General features: G+C 67.1%; 17 protein-coding genes and 1 tRNA gene. 7 read left to right on the top strand and 11 right to left on the bottom strand.

The features are described from left to right. Positions 1-11: 11 nt before the first annotated feature. The 3 genes from hprK to hpf all read right to left on the bottom strand — a co-directional run bounded on the left by hprK (position 12) and on the right by hpf (position 2,125). Positions 12-974: an HPr(Ser) kinase/phosphatase gene (gene hprK / locus AC07O8_RS04055; protein ID WP_297523899.1), complete on the bottom strand. Its 963-nt coding sequence runs from the start codon at positions 972-974 to the stop codon at positions 12-14. Between the two features lie 52 nt (positions 975-1,026). After that, positions 1,027-1,497, bottom strand: a complete 471-nt coding sequence (gene ptsN / locus AC07O8_RS04060) for a PTS IIA-like nitrogen regulatory protein PtsN (RefSeq protein WP_067281138.1) — start codon at positions 1,495-1,497, stop codon at positions 1,027-1,029. 286 nt (positions 1,498-1,783) lie between these two features. After that, the gene (gene hpf, locus AC07O8_RS04065) at positions 1,784-2,125 is read right to left on the bottom strand and encodes a ribosome hibernation-promoting factor, HPF/YfiA family (RefSeq protein ID WP_067281141.1); all 342 of its coding nucleotides are present in this window, start codon (positions 2,123-2,125) and stop codon (positions 1,784-1,786) included. A gap of 749 nt (positions 2,126-2,874) precedes the next feature. On the opposite strand from hpf, the gene corA reads away from it, so the two are divergent. Beyond that, positions 2,875-3,864, top strand: a complete 990-nt coding sequence (corA, locus tag AC07O8_RS04070; RefSeq protein ID WP_297523897.1) for a magnesium/cobalt transporter CorA — start codon at positions 2,875-2,877, stop codon at positions 3,862-3,864. Positions 3,865-4,401: 537 nt separating this feature from the next. Here corA and AC07O8_RS04075 read toward each other — a convergent pair. Beyond that, complete coding sequence (locus AC07O8_RS04075; protein ID WP_495046806.1) at positions 4,402-5,019, bottom strand: glutathione peroxidase; 618 nt, start codon at positions 5,017-5,019, stop codon at positions 4,402-4,404. Between the two features lie 180 nt (positions 5,020-5,199). Here AC07O8_RS04075 and AC07O8_RS04080 point away from each other — a divergent pair, with 180 nt between their 5' ends. The 5 genes from AC07O8_RS04080 (at position 5,200) to AC07O8_RS04100 (ending at position 8,921) form a co-directional block, all read left to right on the top strand. Then, on the top strand, positions 5,200-6,081 hold the full coding sequence (locus AC07O8_RS04080) for a ferritin family protein (protein WP_495046807.1): 882 nt from the start codon (positions 5,200-5,202) through the stop codon (positions 6,079-6,081). A 170-nt stretch (positions 6,082-6,251) separates the two neighbouring features. Next, positions 6,252-6,671, top strand: coding sequence for a VOC family protein (locus AC07O8_RS04085; protein ID WP_297523894.1), 420 nt, complete (start codon positions 6,252-6,254; stop codon positions 6,669-6,671). Then, complete coding sequence (locus AC07O8_RS04090; RefSeq protein WP_495046808.1) at positions 6,671-7,555, top strand: DUF3034 family protein; 885 nt, start codon at positions 6,671-6,673, stop codon at positions 7,553-7,555. Before AC07O8_RS04085 ends, AC07O8_RS04090 begins: the two co-directional genes overlap by 1 nt. A gap of 85 nt (positions 7,556-7,640) precedes the next feature. Next, complete coding sequence (locus tag AC07O8_RS04095) at positions 7,641-8,081, top strand: group I truncated hemoglobin (protein WP_495046809.1); 441 nt, start codon at positions 7,641-7,643, stop codon at positions 8,079-8,081. A gap of 225 nt (positions 8,082-8,306) precedes the next feature. After that, complete coding sequence (locus AC07O8_RS04100; protein WP_495046810.1) at positions 8,307-8,921, top strand: hypothetical protein; 615 nt, start codon at positions 8,307-8,309, stop codon at positions 8,919-8,921. Positions 8,922-8,954: 33 nt separating this feature from the next. Here AC07O8_RS04100 and AC07O8_RS04105 read toward each other — a convergent pair. The 5 genes from AC07O8_RS04105 to rsmB form a co-directional block, all read right to left on the bottom strand. Continuing rightward, positions 8,955-9,030 (bottom strand) — tRNA-Phe (locus AC07O8_RS04105). Between the two features lie 82 nt (positions 9,031-9,112). Further along, positions 9,113-9,841: a response regulator gene (locus tag AC07O8_RS04110; RefSeq protein WP_495046811.1), complete on the bottom strand. Its 729-nt coding sequence runs from the start codon at positions 9,839-9,841 to the stop codon at positions 9,113-9,115. 6 nt (positions 9,842-9,847) lie between these two features. Then, positions 9,848-12,100, bottom strand: a complete 2,253-nt coding sequence (locus AC07O8_RS04115) for a sensor histidine kinase (RefSeq protein WP_495046812.1) — start codon at positions 12,098-12,100, stop codon at positions 9,848-9,850. Positions 12,101-12,251: 151 nt separating this feature from the next. Further along, complete coding sequence (locus AC07O8_RS04120; RefSeq protein ID WP_297523889.1) at positions 12,252-12,866, bottom strand: DUF4390 domain-containing protein; 615 nt, start codon at positions 12,864-12,866, stop codon at positions 12,252-12,254. A gap of 31 nt (positions 12,867-12,897) precedes the next feature. Next, on the bottom strand, positions 12,898-14,292 hold the full coding sequence (rsmB, locus tag AC07O8_RS04125) for a 16S rRNA (cytosine(967)-C(5))-methyltransferase RsmB (protein WP_495046813.1): 1,395 nt from the start codon (positions 14,290-14,292) through the stop codon (positions 12,898-12,900). Between the two features lie 58 nt (positions 14,293-14,350). Between rsmB and folE the strand changes: the two genes are divergently transcribed. Then, positions 14,351-15,070, top strand: a complete 720-nt coding sequence (gene folE / locus AC07O8_RS04130) for a GTP cyclohydrolase I (RefSeq protein WP_495046814.1) — start codon at positions 14,351-14,353, stop codon at positions 15,068-15,070. Between the two features lie 21 nt (positions 15,071-15,091). Here the strand turns inward: folE and AC07O8_RS04135 are convergent, their stop codons facing one another. Both AC07O8_RS04135 and queC read right to left on the bottom strand, forming a co-directional pair. After that, entirely contained in the window at positions 15,092-15,652 is a 561-nt protein-coding gene (locus AC07O8_RS04135) for a LemA family protein (RefSeq protein WP_495046815.1), read from the bottom strand. A 23-nt stretch (positions 15,653-15,675) separates the two neighbouring features. Then, positions 15,676-16,440, bottom strand: a complete 765-nt coding sequence (gene queC / locus AC07O8_RS04140; protein WP_495046972.1) for a 7-cyano-7-deazaguanine synthase QueC — start codon at positions 16,438-16,440, stop codon at positions 15,676-15,678. Between the last annotated feature and the right edge of the window lie 17 nt (positions 16,441-16,457).

The raw sequence follows: 16,457 nt of genomic DNA on the forward strand, positions 1-16,457 counted from the left end.
GGCCCCGATCTTCAGTTCGTGTCGTTGAGGCCTTGCTCGATCGCGCGCTGGTGGCGCTCGACGAACTCGCGGTAAGTGTCGATGCCGCGGAGCTGCAGGATGGTGTTGCGCACCGCGGCCTCGACCAGCACGGCCAGGTTGCGGCCCGCGTCCACCGCGATCACGACCTTGCGCACCGGCATGCCGAGCACGTCCTCGTACAAGGGCTCGTAGGGCAGGCGTTCGAAATCCCGCTCCATCGTTTCCTTGCGGACGAGGTGCACGATCAGCTTGAGCCGCATCTTCCGGCGCACCGCTGTCTCGCCGAAGATCGCCTTGATGTCCAGCAGGCCGATGCCGCGGACTTCCAGGAGGTTCATCAGGAGTTCGGGGCAGCGGCCTTCGATCGCCGTCTGCGCGATGCGGAAGAAGTCCACCGCGTCGTCCGCGACCAGGCCGTGGCCGCGACTGATCAGTTCCAGGCCCAGTTCGCTCTTGCCGAGGCCGGACTCGCCCGTCAGCAGCACGCCCAGGCCGAGGATGTCCATGAACACGCCGTGCCGCGTCGTGCGGTTGGCGCAGACATGCGCGAGGTAGGCCCGCACCAGGTCGATGACATGGCCGGCGCTCTCGGCCGTGGTGAACAGCGGGATCTCGGCGCGGTCGCACATCGCGACCAGCCGGTCCGGCGCCACCTGGTCGTCGGCGACGATGATCACCGGCGGTTCCAGCGTGACGATGCGTGCGATGCGACGGTCCAGCACGTCGCCCGAGGCCTGGCTCAGGTAACCCACCTCGCGCCGGCCCACGATCTGCACGCGGTACGGATGGATGTAGTTCAGGTAGCCGACCAGGTCGGCGGCCGATTGCGCGTCGCGCAGCGCGGCTTCGTCGAACCGTCGCTCCGGGTGCGCGTGTCCGGCGATCCACTCCCAACGCAAGGCCTCGCGGTGTTCCTCGAACAACCGGTCCGCGCTGATGGAGGTGGCTTTCAAGTTCGGTGGGCCGCGGTCGTGGGGGTGGAGGATCCGGAAGCTGCGTCGTCGTTCAGGCGACCGACTTCAGCGGCTCCCAGTCGGCGATCAGGCGATGCACCGTCGCGGCCTCAGGCTCGGTCTTGAGGCGCTCGCGCAGTTCGCGATCGGACAGCATCTCGGCGATCTCGGAGAGGATCTCGAGGTGTCTCTGCGTTGCCGCTTCGGGCACCAGCAGGAAGATCAGCAGCGTGACCGGCTCGTCGTCCGGCGCATCGAAGCCGATCGGCTGCTGCACGCGCAGCACGGCGGCCAGCGGATTCTTCAGGCCCTTGATGCGGCCGTGCGGGATCGCGACGCCGTGACCCAGGCCGGTGGAGCCCAGGCGCTCACGGGCGAACAGGTTGTCCGTGACCGCGGCGCGTGAAATCGAATGGTTGTTCTCGAAAAGCAGCCCCGCGTGTTCAAAGACCCGCTTTTTGCTGGAAGCGTCCACATCGACCAGCACGTTGCTGGCGGGAAGGATGGCGGCGAGACGGTTCATCGGGCATTTGCCGGTCATGGAAACCGGCGGGCTGGGGGAGCAGCACTGCGCACCATCGGGGCGCAGATTCGAGGGTTGAGGGACAGGATTATAGGAATCCCGCTACCGACAGGGGGTGTGACGGATGCGACGCTCCGGTGAAAACGTCGCCCTTGGTGTTGCATTGCAACAATTCTCGGCAAAAAGGCGGCCCGATGGGCCGCCTTGCGGAGGAACCTCCGGGAAATCCCCGAGGTCCGGGAGGGGCTCTCACCCGGCGCGTGGCGCGCCGGAGCCCCGGTGCCGGTCACCCGGCGCTCAGGTCCATGCGCTTCGCCGACTCGTGGTGGTGGTTCTGCACCCGGTCCTTGTGGCGGCAGACCTGCCGATCCAGCTTGTCCATCAGCTCATCGATGGCCGCGTAGAGGTCCTCGTGCGAGTGCTCGCAGAAGATTTCCCTGCCCTTCACATGCAACGTGACTTCCGCGCGTTGGCGTCGATCCTTCTCCTTCTGCTTCTCCACGGTCAGCAGGACGTTGATGTCCACAACCTGGTCAAAGTGCCGGATCACCCGGCTCAACTTGTTCAGCACGTACTCACGCAGAGCCTGTGTCACTTCGAGATGGTGGCCGCTGATGGTCAGGTTCATAAAGCCTCCTTTCACAAGGGCTTGGTCGGAAACGGTGTCGAGTCGGCGGCGGATGCCGCGGGAAAAGAGCGATTCAGGGTCTTGGGGGAAGTCTCGGGGTCGTGTGGGCTTGAGGGGTGGGGAAATCGATGTGGGTGGAAGGACACGCCGCCGACCTGGAGCCGGAAGCGTTCGGGGATCTGGTGGAGGATTCGGAAGACGACGTGCGGAGGGACGGTCCGCGAGGGACCCGGAAGGCCGCGAGGGCCGATGGCATGCGGGTTCTGGGGCGATGTCGATGAAGAAGACGAGGCCAGTCTGCTCCCGATCCGGGGCTCGGGCAAGTGATCAAAAGCAAGCTTTGGGGGTGAATATTCCCGCCTTGCGGCATGGCGAGGTCCGTGCTCGAATGCTGGGTGTTGTGCGGCGGACGCTCCGGAGCGTCCTTCCTTGCCGCTCCCGAGGACGCGATGTGATAATTCCGTGTCCCGATTACTGGAGTTCCCCTTGGACAGCGACCACCCTCGGTGGCCATCCACTCCAGCGTCAATCCGCCGCAGCCCCTGAGCGTTCAGCGTCACCGCACCAACGCCGCCGCGACGCTTGTCCGGAGTGAGACGGGCCACCTTCGACCTGCATCCCGCGCGTGCCCCATTCCGGCGCCGCCCGCTCCCTGACAAATCCTGCGCCGCGACGATCCCGAGGGTCCGTCAACGCGCACTCCGGCTTGCGCGTTCGCCAGAGCGCGTCACCGCCGACGAAGGACCTGCATGCTGAATGTTTTCACGCTGGACAACGGCCGCCTCAAGGGGGGCATGGTCCAGGAGGAGATCGCGACCGCCGCCGAACTGCTCGCGCGCACGGACAACGACCGCGATCCCGTCTGGGTCGACCTGGAGTCGCCCACGCCCGAGGAGAAGGACTGGATCCGCGAGCGCTTCGGCCTCGTGATCCCGGAGGACATCGTCGACGAGGATCTGGAGGAGTCCGCCCGCTTCTACGAGGAGGACAACGGCGAACTGCACATCCGCTCCGACTTCCTGATCGACGACATGGAGGCGCCGCGCAACGTGCGCGTGGCCTTCATCCTGTACAACAACGTGCTGTTCTCGGTCCACAACGAGGACCTGCCGGTGTTCCGCCTGCTGCGCCTGCGCGCGCGTCGCATCCCGGCGCTGATCGAGGACGCCAAGGACGTGCTGCTCAAGCTCTACGACGCCGATGCGGAGTACTCGGCGGACGTGCTCGAGGGCATCTACGACAACCTCGAGAAGGTCAGCGCCCGCGTGCTGAAGAAGGACGTCAACGACACCGAGGCCGGCGAGGTGCTCGCGGCCATCGCGCGCGAGGAGGACTTGAACGGCCGCATCCGCCGCAACGTCATGGACACCCGCCGCGCGGTCAGCTTCATGATGCGCAGCCGCATGCTCAACGCCGAGCAGTTCGAGGAGTCCCGGCAGATCCTGCGCGACATCGACTCGCTCGACTCGCACACGGCCTTCCTCTTCGACAAGATCAACTTCCTGATGGATGCCACGGTCGGCTTCATCAACATCAACCAGAACAAGATCATCAAGATCTTCTCGGTCGCGAGCGTCGCGCTGCTGCCCCCGACGCTGATCGCCAGCGTCTACGGCATGAACTTCGAAGCGATGCCCGAGCTGCACTGGAAGTACGGCTACTTCTTCGCGATCGGACTGATGGTGGCGTCGGTCACCGCGCCCTTCATCTACTTCCGCCGCAAGGGCTGGCTGGCCTGAGCGCTCGCGAGGCACAAATACAAAGGGCCTCCGCGATGCGGAAGCCCTGGGTATAAAAGTAGCCTGCAAGACGCCCCTGGCCAACGAGGGAGGGAGGGAGGAGGAGGAGAAAGGCCTCGGGATTGCAGCTTCACGAGGAAGCAGGTCTTGCGGCTGAAAGTGGATGCGTTGACTGTACTCCCATCGCTGCCGGGACTGGTGGAAACCCGGAATGCCCTCCTGAACCGCTGCGCCTTCCGGCCTGCTTAAGCGTCCTCAAAGGGAGCGCTGCTACCGGCTGTCGACGCTGCGTCTGTCGTCAGCGATGTGTTGATCGAGCCGTCATGGTGCAGCGCATCGCGGTCGATGTCATCCCATCGATGAACGAATAAGTGAGCAACTGTCACCGCTGTCCCACCTAGCCGGGACAGTTTTCAAGGTGATGACGACCGCTCGCTACAGGCGCACCGATTGCCAGAACCCGCCCCTTTTTTTCAGCTTTTTCAAACGAAAAAGCGTTGGGAATCAGGTTTTTCAGTTGTCCGAGCGAACAGGTGCTCATTGCGATTGCGAGACCAGCTTGTCGACCGCCTGGGTGAACTGGGTACTGTCCGGGCTCACGCCGGACGCGAAGCTCATGACCTGCTTGCCGTCGCGCGAGATCAGGTACTTGTGGAAGTTCCACTTCGGCGACTGGCCCGTGCGCTTGGCCAGATCGGCGAAGAGCGGGTTCAGGTCGGCCTTTCCGGCCGCGACGTTGCTCTTGCTGAACATCGGGAACTTCACGTTGAACGTGTTCTCGCAGAACTCGGCGATTTCCTTGTTGCTGCCGTACTCCTGGTTGCCGAAGTCACCCGACGGAAAACCGAGCACCACAAGGCCCTTGTCCGCATAGCGCGCGGAGAGGGCTTCCAACGCCTTGTACTGCGGCGTGTAGCCGCAGAAGCTGGCCGTGTTGACCACGAGGACGACCTTGCCCGCATACTGGCAGAGCGCCTGGGGTTTCTCGTCCTGCAGTCGAGGCATTTGACGATTGAGCAATTCGGGGCAGGATGCCGTGGACGCGGCGGTTTCTGCCGCGGGCGCGGCGTGGACCGAGGTCGCGGCCAAGGGCGCCACCAGTGCCGCCAGCAGGAGCGCGGTTCGCCTGAGGAAAGGGCCGAAAGACTGGGTCATGTCGTTGTCTCCTGGAATCGGTAAATCCGGGGCCGAAGGCCGCGCCGCTGCGCAAGAAGCGAATGCGGCATCAGGTTGGTTGGAAGCCTGATTAGGCCAGATCGCCCCACAGGCCAATGGCGTAAGGGATTGTCATGGTGCGACCGGTAGAATCCGGCGCGCTCAACAGGACGCAGACAGATGCTTTATCCCGAACTCTTCAAGCAACTCGAGGCCGTGCGCTGGAACATGGACACGGATATCCCGTGGGACAAGTTCGACGCGTCCAAGCTGACCGACGATCAGGCGCGCACGATCAAGATGAACGCGATCACCGAGTGGTCCGCGCTGCCCGCCACCGAGATGTTCCTGCGCGACAACAAGGACGACAGCGACTTCTCGGCCTTCATGAGCGTCTGGTTCTTCGAGGAGCAGAAGCACTCGCTGGTGCTGATGGAGTACCTGCGCCGCTTCCGTCCGGACATGGTGCCGACCGAGGCCGAGCTGCACGAGGTGCGTTTCGAATTCGATCCCGCGCCGGCGCTGGAAACGCTGATGCTGCACTTCTGCGGCGAGATCCGCCTGAACCACTGGTACCGTCGCGCCGCCGAATGGCACACCGAGCCCGTCATCAAGGCGATCTACGAAACCCTGTCGCGCGACGAGGCGCGTCACGGCGGCGCCTACCTGCGCTACATGAAGCGCGCGATGACCAAGTTCGGCGACGAGGCCAAGGCTGCGTTCGCGAAGGTCGGCGTGCTGATGGCCAGCGCGCGTCGCACCGCGCAGGCGCTGCACCCGACCAACCTGCATGTGAACGCCAAGCTGTTCCCGCGCGACACGATCCAGAGCCGTCTGCCCGATCCGGAGTGGCTGGAACGCTGGCTCGACAAGCAGATCCAGTTCGATACCGTCTGGGAAAACAAGGTCGTCGAACGCATCCTGCACAACATGAGCCTGCTGATGGAGCGCAGCTTCGCCAGCGTCCAGGAGTTGAACCGCTTCCGCAAGGAACTGACGCAACGCCTGGCACAGGCGGCGCCGCAGGCGCAGGGCGACGACGCCGCGCCCCAGGCGACCTGACCCCGGGAGCGCTCCGCTCGCACAAAGGCCCGCAGACGCGGGCCTTTTCATTTGGCGCGGCCGCATCGAGCCGGTCTTCGCACATGGCCTTGGCGCATGCGCATCGGGCCGGTCGCGGCCACAATGCATCATTCCGTTTCCCTTCTTCCAACGCCATCCGCCGACCGCTCATGAAGTATCTGCACACCATGGTCCGCGTGACCGATCTCGAGGCCTCCCTGAACTTCTACCGTGACGCGCTCGGCCTGCAGGAGGTGCGCCGCACCGAGCACGAGGCGGGCCGCTTCACGCTGGTCTACCTCGCCGCGCCCGGCGATGAGGAGGCCCAGATCGAACTCACGTACAACTGGGACCCCGAGGTCTACACCGGCGGTCGCAATTTCGGCCACGTCGCCTACGCGGTGCCGGACATCTACGCGGCCTGCCAGCGCCTGATGGACGCTGGCGTGACGATCAACCGTCCCCCGCGCGACGGCCGCATGGCTTTCGTGCGCTCGCCCGACAACATCTCCGTCGAACTGCTGCAGGACGGCCCGGCGCTGCCGCCGGCGGAGCCCTGGATCTCGATGGCCAACACCGGCGCCTGGTGATGATTCGAACGCTTGCCCCCCTGTTGCTGGCCGTGCCGCTGGCTTGTGCCGCACAGGCACAAGGCAAGCTGCTGCTGACCGGCGGTGTGAGCAGCATCGATGGCGCCGCCGGGGGCGGCCTGACCCCTTGGGCGCTGACGGGCAGCTATGCCACCAGCGGCCAGGTCGGCGCCACGGCCTACTTCACGCGCCTGCCGGTACAGGACTACAGCCTCTCCGGCTACGGCGCGTCCGTGGCGTTCGGCGAGCGCGCCGAGCTGTCGCTCGCGAAGCAGGACTTCAGCGCTGGCGGCACGGGCGCCGCGCTCGGTCTGCCGGGGCTCAGGTTGAAGCAGACGATCCTCGGCGCGAAGCTGCGGCTGATCGGCGATGCGGTGCTCGACGCGGACACGTGGATGCCGCAGATCGCTCTGGGGGTCGAATACAAGCACCTGGACGCCGGCGGCCTGGCGCCGACGCTGAGCGCCCTCGGCGCGAAGCGCAACGGCGTCGATGTCTACCTGAGCGCCACCAAGCTGTTGCTCGCGCAGAGCACGCTGGTGAACGTGACGCTGCGCGCGACGCGCGCCAACCAGAACGGTCTGCTGGGCTTTGGCGGAACGGCAAGCAGCCGTTATTCGTTGATGCCCGAGGTGTCGGTCGCGTACCTGATCAACAAGCAGTGGGCGATCGGCGCCGAGTACCGCATGAAGCCTGACAAGCTCAACCCATCGGTCCTGGGTGACGCGCTGCGCGAGGACGATTGGAAGGATGTGTTCGTTGCCTGGGCGCCGAACAAGCATCTCTCGCTGACGGCGGCCTACGTGGACCTGGGGCGTGTGGTGCCCGGCATCCAGCCGCGGCGCCAGCGCGGGGTCTACGGGTCGATCCAGTTCGCGTACTGATCCTTGGCGTGACGCGCCCATAAGCCGAAGAAGCCCAAGAATCCCCAAGCGGCCACCACGACGAATCGACGAGGAGACCCTGACGATGCGATCTGCTCGAAGCAAGTGGACGGCTGGTGTGCTGGCGTTGCTGATCGGCGTCGGCGTCAGCGTGCATGCGAATGCCGCGGACGACGCGCTGTACCGCGGGCTGGGCGGCGAGGAAGGCATTGCCCGCATCGTCGACGGCATGGTCGATCGCGCCTACGCGGACGATCGCATCAAGAAGAAGTTCGACGGCGTCAATCCGAAGGCGCTGAAGGAATCGATCCGCAAACAGTTCTGCCAGCTCAGCGGCGGGCCCTGTGTCTACGACGGCGAGACGATGGCGAAGTCCCACGCCCACCTGGCGTTGGACAAGGCTGACTTCAATGCGCTAGTCGAGGACCTGCAGTTCGCCATGGATGACCAGAAGGTGCCGTTCACGGTGCAGAACCGACTACTGGCGCTGCTGGCGCCTATGCACCGGGACATCATCACGCGATAAGTTGCGAGAACCTGTCGGCTCGTCGAGGGGACTCGACGATCTGGACGCTGCGATTCCCGCGGTGCCAGGTCGGCGCCGCAAGGCGTCAAGGAGTCGTGCTATGAACCCTCTGCCTCTCACATCACCCTCCCCGATGGTGGGCGCATCCGCGCCGACGACGACAGTGTCGTCGTGCGGGAGCATCGACGCGGACAGGGTGGCCGCACTGAAGTCAGAAATCCAGAAATGGAATGCCCGAAAGCTGCCGCCTGTCGAGATGGCCGTGGGGCGCTGGAGTTTCTCGCCACGGGCAGCGTTGAAGGATTCGAGCGTGCGCAGGATGCGCCGCCGCCATTGGAGCGCGGAGAGGGGCGCAGGTCGGTCGCGTTCGGGCGGTCGGTGCCCGAGATGGTCGAGTCCGCGCTCAAGCGCGGCGCATCGCTCCACTACACATTGGGCATGGATCCTGGGCTCATCGCGCTCGGCAACCAGATGTCGCGAGGGTGGCATCGGCTGCCCGAATCGCGCAGGGTGCTGAAGGCGCAGGTCTTGTCATCGTCGCCGGCTGGCGCGCAGCGACGCCCGGGGGCGTACACGCCGCCCGCGCCGTTCTTCAAGAAGCTGGTCGATGAATTGAAGCACGGCGAATGCGTCATGCTCAAGTTGCCTTCGAACGACTTGCTGACCATGGCCCGTGCCGCGGGCGGGCAGTTGATCGCGGTCGCGGCCAACGAACGTGCAAGCCGTTCACCCGGCGTGTGTCCATCCGAGGTCTATGAAGGCGCGCGGGCGCAAGAGCGCTTTGATCGCGCGTACTACATGCCTGGCCATGAGGCTTGGGCGGTGCTGAGGCCGCAATGAGAAAAGCCCGGCAGAGCCGGGCTTTCTTGAATCTGGTGGCCAAGGGCGGAATCGAACCACCGACACGCGGATTTTCAATCCGCTGCTCTACCAACTGAGCTACTTGGCCGTGAGACTGGGTCTCGCTCCGCTGTTCCAGTCATCCCAGGTCTTGCGTCCTGGGCTGAACAACGAAGACAGCGACTATAGCACTAAATTCCGCTGCCGCGCTTGTTTCTCGACAGATCAACGCCCAGTTGCTTGAGCTTGCGGTAGAGGTGCGTGCGTTCCAGGCCGGTCTTCTCGGCCACGCGGGTCATCGAGCCGTTCTCCTTGGCGAGGTGGAACTCGAAGTAGCTCTTCTCGAACGCATCGCGCGCCTCGCGCAGCGGGCGGTCCAGTTCGAAGACCTGCTCGGAGGCCAAGCCCTGGTGCGGCAACGGCGTCACCGGCGCGAGACCGGCCGTCTGCACCGGCAGCGTGCCGGCCGCGATGGGCTGCATCGTCTCCGGGCGCGGATAGCTGTTGCCGATCACGGCGCCGATCACCGGCGCCGCCGGCGGCGCCGGCCGGGGCGTGGTCTTCACCAGCGCCTGTTCGACCGCGCGCAGCAGCTTCTGCAGCGTGATCGGCTTCTCCAGGAAGGCCATCGCGCCGAACTTGGTCGCCTCCACCGCCGTGTCGATCGTGCCGTGGCCGCTCATCATGATGACCGGCATCGTCAGCTGGCCCGTGCTGCCCCATTCCTTGAGCAGCGTGATGCCGTCGACGTCCGGCATCCAGATGTCCAGCAGCACCAGGTCCGGGCGCGAGCGCTCGCGGCTGGCCCTCGCCTGCTGGGCGTTCTGCGCGAGTTCGATGGTGTGCCCCTCGTCGGAGAGGATTTCAGACAACAGGGCCCGGATGCCCAGTTCGTCGTCAACAACAAGTATGGTTGCCATGTATGCCTACTGTTCACGCGGCCGAGGCGCGTCCTGCGCAGGGCTCGGTGCAGTCGCGAGTTTTGAAAATGATAACGAAACTTGTGCGCCGCTCGGCGGCTGATCGGCGCCGCTGGCTGCTGGTAGATTCACCAAGCGGATGCGCGCGCCGTGCTCGTCGGCGATTTTCTTCACCACCGCGAGTCCCAGCCCCGTGCCCTTGGTCTTGGTCGTGACGTAAGGCTCGAAGGCGCGCTTGAGCACGTTCTCCGCGAAACCGGGCCCGTTGTCGACGATCACCAGGCGCAGCGCCCGCAGCTCGCCGGCTTCGGTCAAGGCCTTCTGGGTTTTCACCGTCACATGGCCGTCCGGGCGATGGCTGACCGCGTCCAGCGCGTTCTGCACGAGGTTGTGGATCACCTGCCGCAGTTGCGGCGCGTCGCCCAGCATCAGCGGCGGGTCGGTCGCCAGCTCCGCCGTCAATTGACCCGCCTCCTGCGCCTCGGCGTACAAGGTCAGCACTTCAGCCACCAGTCCGTTCAAGTCCAGCGGCGCGAGCTTGGCCGCGGGCAGCCGAGCATAGTCCCGGAATTCGTTGACCAGCTGCTTCATCGCCTGGACCTGGTTGACGATGGTGCCGACCGATCGCACCAGCATCGCCTGGTCGTTGCCCTCGAGCTTGGCCTCAAGCTTGAACTGCAGCCGCTCCGCCGAGAGCTGGATCGGCGTCAGCGGGTTCTTGATCTCGTGCGCCAGCCGGCGCGCCACCTCGCTCCAGGCCGCCGAGCGCTGCGCCGACACCACCTCACTGATGTCGTCGAACACCAGCAGCCGCGCATCCTGCGGCAGCAGCGCGCCGCGCACCAGCAGCGTCAGCGCGGTCTTCTCGTCGAGCTGCAGTTCGAATGAATCCTGCCAGTGCTCGCGCTCGCCGGCCTCGGGACTGCTCTGCAGCTCGAAGCGCTGCCAGATGTCCTTGCCGAAGGCCGCCAGCACCGGCAGGTCCTCCAGCGGCCGGCCCACGTAAGCCGACAACGGCATTTTCAGGATGCGCGTCGCACCGGGGTTGACGGTCTCGATGCGGCGGTCGGCGTCGAACACGATCACGCCGGCCGTCAGGTTGTCCAGGATGGTCTGCACATGCGTGCGGGCGCGCTCCAGCTGCGTCACGCTGAGCTCGACCAGCGCGCGCGCGTCGGCCAACTGCTGTGTCATGTCCGCGAACGAGCGCGTCAGCCCGCCGAGCTCGTCGCCGGAGCGGAACACCGGCTTGGCCTTCAGGTCGCCGGTCGCGACCTCGCGCATGCCCTCGGCCAGCAGCAGCAGCGGCTGCACCAGCTGGTTGGACAGCGCCACCGCCAGCAGCAGCGCCGCGAACACGGCCAGGATCAGCACCAGCGTCAACGTGCCGAGGTACATCCGCCGCAGGCCGTCGCGCAGCAGCGAGCGCTGCTGGTACTCCTGGTTCGCCGCCGACACGTTCAGCGCGTTGCTGATCACCTTGCCGGAAATCTGCTTGACGACCATCAGGTAGCGGTCGCTGTTGGTCAGCTGCAGCGCGCTGCTGGGCAGCAGGGCCAGCGAGCGGATGCGCGCCTCGCCCTGCATCGCCAGCTGCTCGTCCTCCAGCCCTTCCAGGCGCGAGGCGATGCCGTTGCTGCGCGCCTGCGACATCAGCGTCGCGCTGGGGCGCGCGGGGATCTCGCTGGACTCGCCGCCGGCGGACAGCACCACCTGGCCGTTGCCGGCAATCAGCGCCACGCTGCGCGCGCCCAGCTGGTCGCGCAGCCGCTCCAGCGCCAGCGGCGCCAGCGCGCCGTCCTCCCAGCGCTCGGCGGCGGCCCGGGTCCGGACGGTCTGTTCGGCGCGCAGGTTCTCCAGCGTGTCCTGGCCCAGCGTGAGGCCGGCTTCCAGCGCGCTGGCCAGGCGCTGGTCGAACAGGCTCTCGATGCTGCGGTTCACGAACTGGTAGGAGACCGTGTAGATCAGCAGGCCCGGCACCACGCCGACGATGGCGAAGATCCCGGCGAGCTTGAGCAGCAGCCGGCTGCCGAAGCGGCCGCGCTTCACGCGCAGCGCGAGCCGCGTGCCGGCCACGCCGATCACGATGATCAGCGCGGTGGCGACCGCGACGTTGACCCAGAACAGCCAGACGTAGTGGCGCTCCAGGAAACCGCGTTGCGCGGTCGTGCTGATGGACAGCAGGAACGCCAGCATGCCGCTGGCGCCCGCGATCGCGGTCACAGAGATCAACCACGCCAGGCGCGCCGACTTGGTCACGGGTCAGGGTCCTTGCTGAATCAGGGGGATCGGAGGAGCGGCGAACAAGCGACGGACAAGCGAACGGACAAGCGAACGATGAAGCGAACGAACAAGCGGCGGATGCAAAGGGACGTCGGCCAGGCAGGTCAAGGAGGCGGGTTCCGCGTGCTCAAGGCTGCGGCCGGTTCGGCGGCGGCGTGGACGGCGCCTCCAGCGTCAGTGTGAGGTTGCGGTCCACGCTCAGCGCCCAGCCCTGGCTGCCGCCCAGCCCGATCTGCATCGGCCGCGGCAACTGCGCGGTGTCCAGCTTGTAGCTGAACTCCAGGTAATAGCGGCCGTCGTCCTCGATGTCCTTGGTCTCGGCGACGCGCCATCCGGACACGCCGCGCAGGGAGGCGATCGCCTCGCCCAGCGTGTCGAAACTCTGGTGCAGGCCGCCGGTGCTCACGCGGTACTGGCGGGTGAGCGGCTGCCAGGTCAGTCTCCAGGTCCGGCTGGCCTGCGCGACGCGGGCGTCGCGCCAGTACCAGCGGTTGCGCAAGACCTGGATCTCGGCGACGAAGTAGATCGCCACACCCTTGAGCAGGGCGTCCTCGACCTGCCGCGGCAGCTCGAAGCGCGTGCTGAAGCTGACGGCCAGGCCATCCTCGACCCGTTCCGCATTCAGCACCTGCAGCGCCACGCCCTGGGCCAGCGCCCAGCCGTGCAGCGCCAGCAGCGCGCCGACCAGGGTCAGGCGCTGCCACCAGGAACGCAGCGAAACGGGACGGGACGGCGGAGGCACGCGGACGGATTCAGGGGGGGAAGTTCTCGGGTCAGGTCTTCTGCAGCAGCGCGTAATAGAAGCCGTCGGTGACGGCCGCCGCGCCGGATGCGGAGTCCTGCGGACCATTGTCTGCGAGCGGCAGCAGATGCCCGGCCCCCTGGTCGAACTGACGCGACCGCGCATCGCCATGGCGTTGCAAAAACGCGTCGATCTGGTCCTGGCCTTCCGCCTTGAAGACCGAGCAGGTCGCGTAGAGCAGTCGGCCGCCGGGCTTGAGCAGCGGCCACAGGGCCTCGAGCAGTTCGGCCTGGATGCGAGCGAGCGACGGAATGTCGTCGGGCCGGCGCAGCCAGCGCACGTCGGGATGCCGGCGCACGATGCCGGAGGCGCTGCACGGCGCGTCCAGCAGGATGGCGTCGAACGGGCGGCCGTCCCACCAGGCGGCGGTGTCGCGGGCGTCGGCGGCGCGCACCGCGCCGGCCAGCTGCAGGCGCTGCAGGTTCTGGCTCACACGCTCCAGCCGCTTGGCGTCCGCGTCCAAAGCCAGCAGATCGAGGCGGTTGCCGGCGAGTTCCTGCAAGTGGGCGGTCTTGCCGCCCGGCGCGGCGCAGGCGTCCAGCACCCGCGCGCCGGTGCCGAGTTCCGGCCAGTCCTCGCTCGGGGACAGGTCTTGCGGCCGGTGCCGGCCCAGCAGCAAGGGGGCGGCGAGCTGGGCCGACGCGTCCTGGACCGAGGCATGGCCCCTGTCGAAGCCGGGCAGGGCATGGACCGGTCGCGGCTCGTCGAGCACGATGGCCTGCGGGAACAGCGTGCCGGCGTGATGCGCCGGGATGCCGGCCTCCCGCAGACGGGCGAGGTAGCCGTCCAGGTCGTCATGCGCCGGATTGACCCGCAGCGTCATCGGCGGCTTCTGCTGGTTGGCCTGCAGCAGTCCTTGCCATTGGGCGGGCCAGTCTGCATGCAGGCGCTCCTGCCACCAGCGCGGATGGTTGAAGCGGGCGACCGGATCCGCCTCGGCGGCGGCGACCAGCGCCTCACGCTCGCGCAGGAAGCGGCGCAGCACCGCGTTGACGAAGCCCGCGCTGTTGGGCGCGCGCTGGCGGACCGCATGCACGGCCTGGTCGACCAGCGTGTGATCGGTGTAGGCCGTCTCGCCGGGCCAGAGCAAGGCGAGTGCGGTCACCAGCAGGGCGTCCACGCGCGGCGGCGGATTTTTCGGAGCGAGCGCGGCGCGCACGACCTGCGCGGCGCCGAGACGGCGCAGCACGGTGAAGCTCAGCGCCTGCACGCCGGGGCGGAGGTCGGCGGGGCATCGCGCGAGCCACTCGGTCAGCGACTGGCCCTCGCGCACGGCCTGGACCGCGTCGGCGGCGCTGGCCAGCAGCCGATGGAGCGGCGGCGCGCCGCCGACGGAGGGATTCTTTGGGGAAGAGGGGGCAGACACCGGTGGAGTTTAGTGGCGATGGCAGCGAGCGCTTGCGGGCCTGCGACAATCCTGGCCCATGACGAGCACCTTGATCCTGAGCCCCGACGAACTGGCCGCGCTGCCGACCTCCGAGCGCATCCGCTACCGGCTCGTGAAGGCTGGAAAGCGCCACCATGCCAACGACAACATCGCCGCCTTCATCGAGGCGGGCGAACTCGACCAGCTGCAGGCCGAGGTGCAGACGCGGATGCAGGAGGTGCTGCAGTCGCTGGTGATCGACACCGACAGCGACCACAACACGCAGGAGACGGCCAAGCGGGTGGCGAAGATGTTCGTGAAGGAGGTCTTCGCGGGCCGCTACGCGCCGCCGCCGACGGTGACCGAGTTCCCCAACGCCGAGCGTCTGAACGAACTGATGATCGTCGGCCCGATCACCGTGCGCAGCGCCTGCTCGCACCACCTGTGCCCCATCATCGGCAAGGTCTGGATCGGCCTGCTGCCGAGCGAGCACTCGAACCTCATCGGCCTGTCCAAGTACGTGCGCCTGACCGAGTGGATCATGAGCCGCCCGCAGATCCAGGAAGAAGCCGTCGTGATGCTGGCCGACGAGCTCCAGGACCGCGTCAAGCCGGACGGCCTCGCGATCGTCATGGACGCGGACCACTTCTGCATGCACTGGCGCGGCGTCAAGGACATGGACTCGACGATGACCAACAGCGTCATGCGCGGCTCGTTCCTGAAGGATGCGACGCTGCGCGCGGAGTTCCTCGCCCTGATGAAGAACAAGAAGGGCTGATCCGCCCCACGTCGCTGCCGCTCAGAGGCTGCGCGCCTCGCTGAAGCCGACGAAGCTCGCCAGCACCCGGGTCGGGAACTGCCGGATCGCCGCGTTGTACGCGTCGACCGCCTGGTTGAAGACCTGCCGCGAGAACGCCCGCTGGCGGTCGATCATCTTGAGTTCGTCGACGGCGCCGCCGAGGTCCGGATCGGCGCTCAGTTCCGCATGGTGCTCGACCAGCGACACCATCCGCGTCATCGCGGCGCCGTGCACCGCCGCGGCCACCGCGAGGTGCGCCACCGGGTCCGCCGCGTAGGGCCGGGCGCGCACCGCCTGCGCGGCGGCCTTGGCCTCGACCTGCGCCGCGGCCAGCGCGTCGAGGCTGGCCTGCTCGCTGGGCAGCCGCTCCCGCAGCCGTTCCAGCAGCAGGTCGCCATGGGCGAAGCGGCGCGTCAGCGCGTCGTCCAGCTGCGCGTAGGCCTTGCCGATCTCATTGCGCAGCAGCATCACGCGGTTGTAGGCGCCGATGCCCCAGAACGCCAGCACCGCGGCCAGGCCCCACAACCACCAGTTCCAATGCACCCCGGTCACGTCGTTCATGGCGTCGTCGGCGATCGCGCTGCTCAGGGCGCGGCGGCCGGGCCGGCCGCCTTCGAACCCTGGAACTCGTGCCAGCCCTTGGCGCGCAGCTCGCAGGCGGGGCAGTGGCCGCAGCCCCAGCCCCAAGCGTGCCGGGTCTTGCGCTCGCCGAGGTAGCAGGTGTGGGTGTGCTCGATGATCAGGTCGTTGAAGGCCGCGCCGCCGAGCGACGCCGTCAGCGCCCAGGTCTGCGCCTTGGTCAGGAACATCAGCGGCGTGTCCAGCGTCATCGGCGTGTCCAGCCCCAGGCTCAGCGCCACCTGCAGCGCCTTGAGCGTGTTGTCGCGGCAGTCGGGGTAGCCGGAGAAGTCCGTCTCGCACATGCCGCCGACCAGCACCGATGCGCCGCGGCGGTAGGCCAGCGTCGCGGCGAAGGTCAGGAACAGCAGGTTGCGGCCCGGCACGAAGGTATTCGGCAGGCCGTTGGCCTGCAGCTCGATCGCGCGTTCCTGCGTCAACGCGGTGTCGGAGATCTGGCCGAGCAGGCCGAGGTCGAGCAGGTGGTCCTCGCCGAGCTTGGCGGCCCACTGCGGGAACTGCGCGACGATCTGCGCGCGCACCGTCTGGCGGCAGTCGAGCTCGATGCGGTGCCGCTGGCCGTAGTCGAAGCCCAGCGTTTCCACCTCGGCGAAGCGGTCCAGCGCCCAGGCCAGGCAGGCGGTGGAATCCTGGCCGCCGGAGAAGAGCACCAGCGCCTTGCGGCGCGAGGCGTGGACGGCGGGAATCGGAGCGGTGGCGGCGTCGGACATGGGGAAATGGTGGGCGG

It is taken from the genome of Roseateles sp. GW821-FHT09G09 (genome assembly GCF_059415965.1).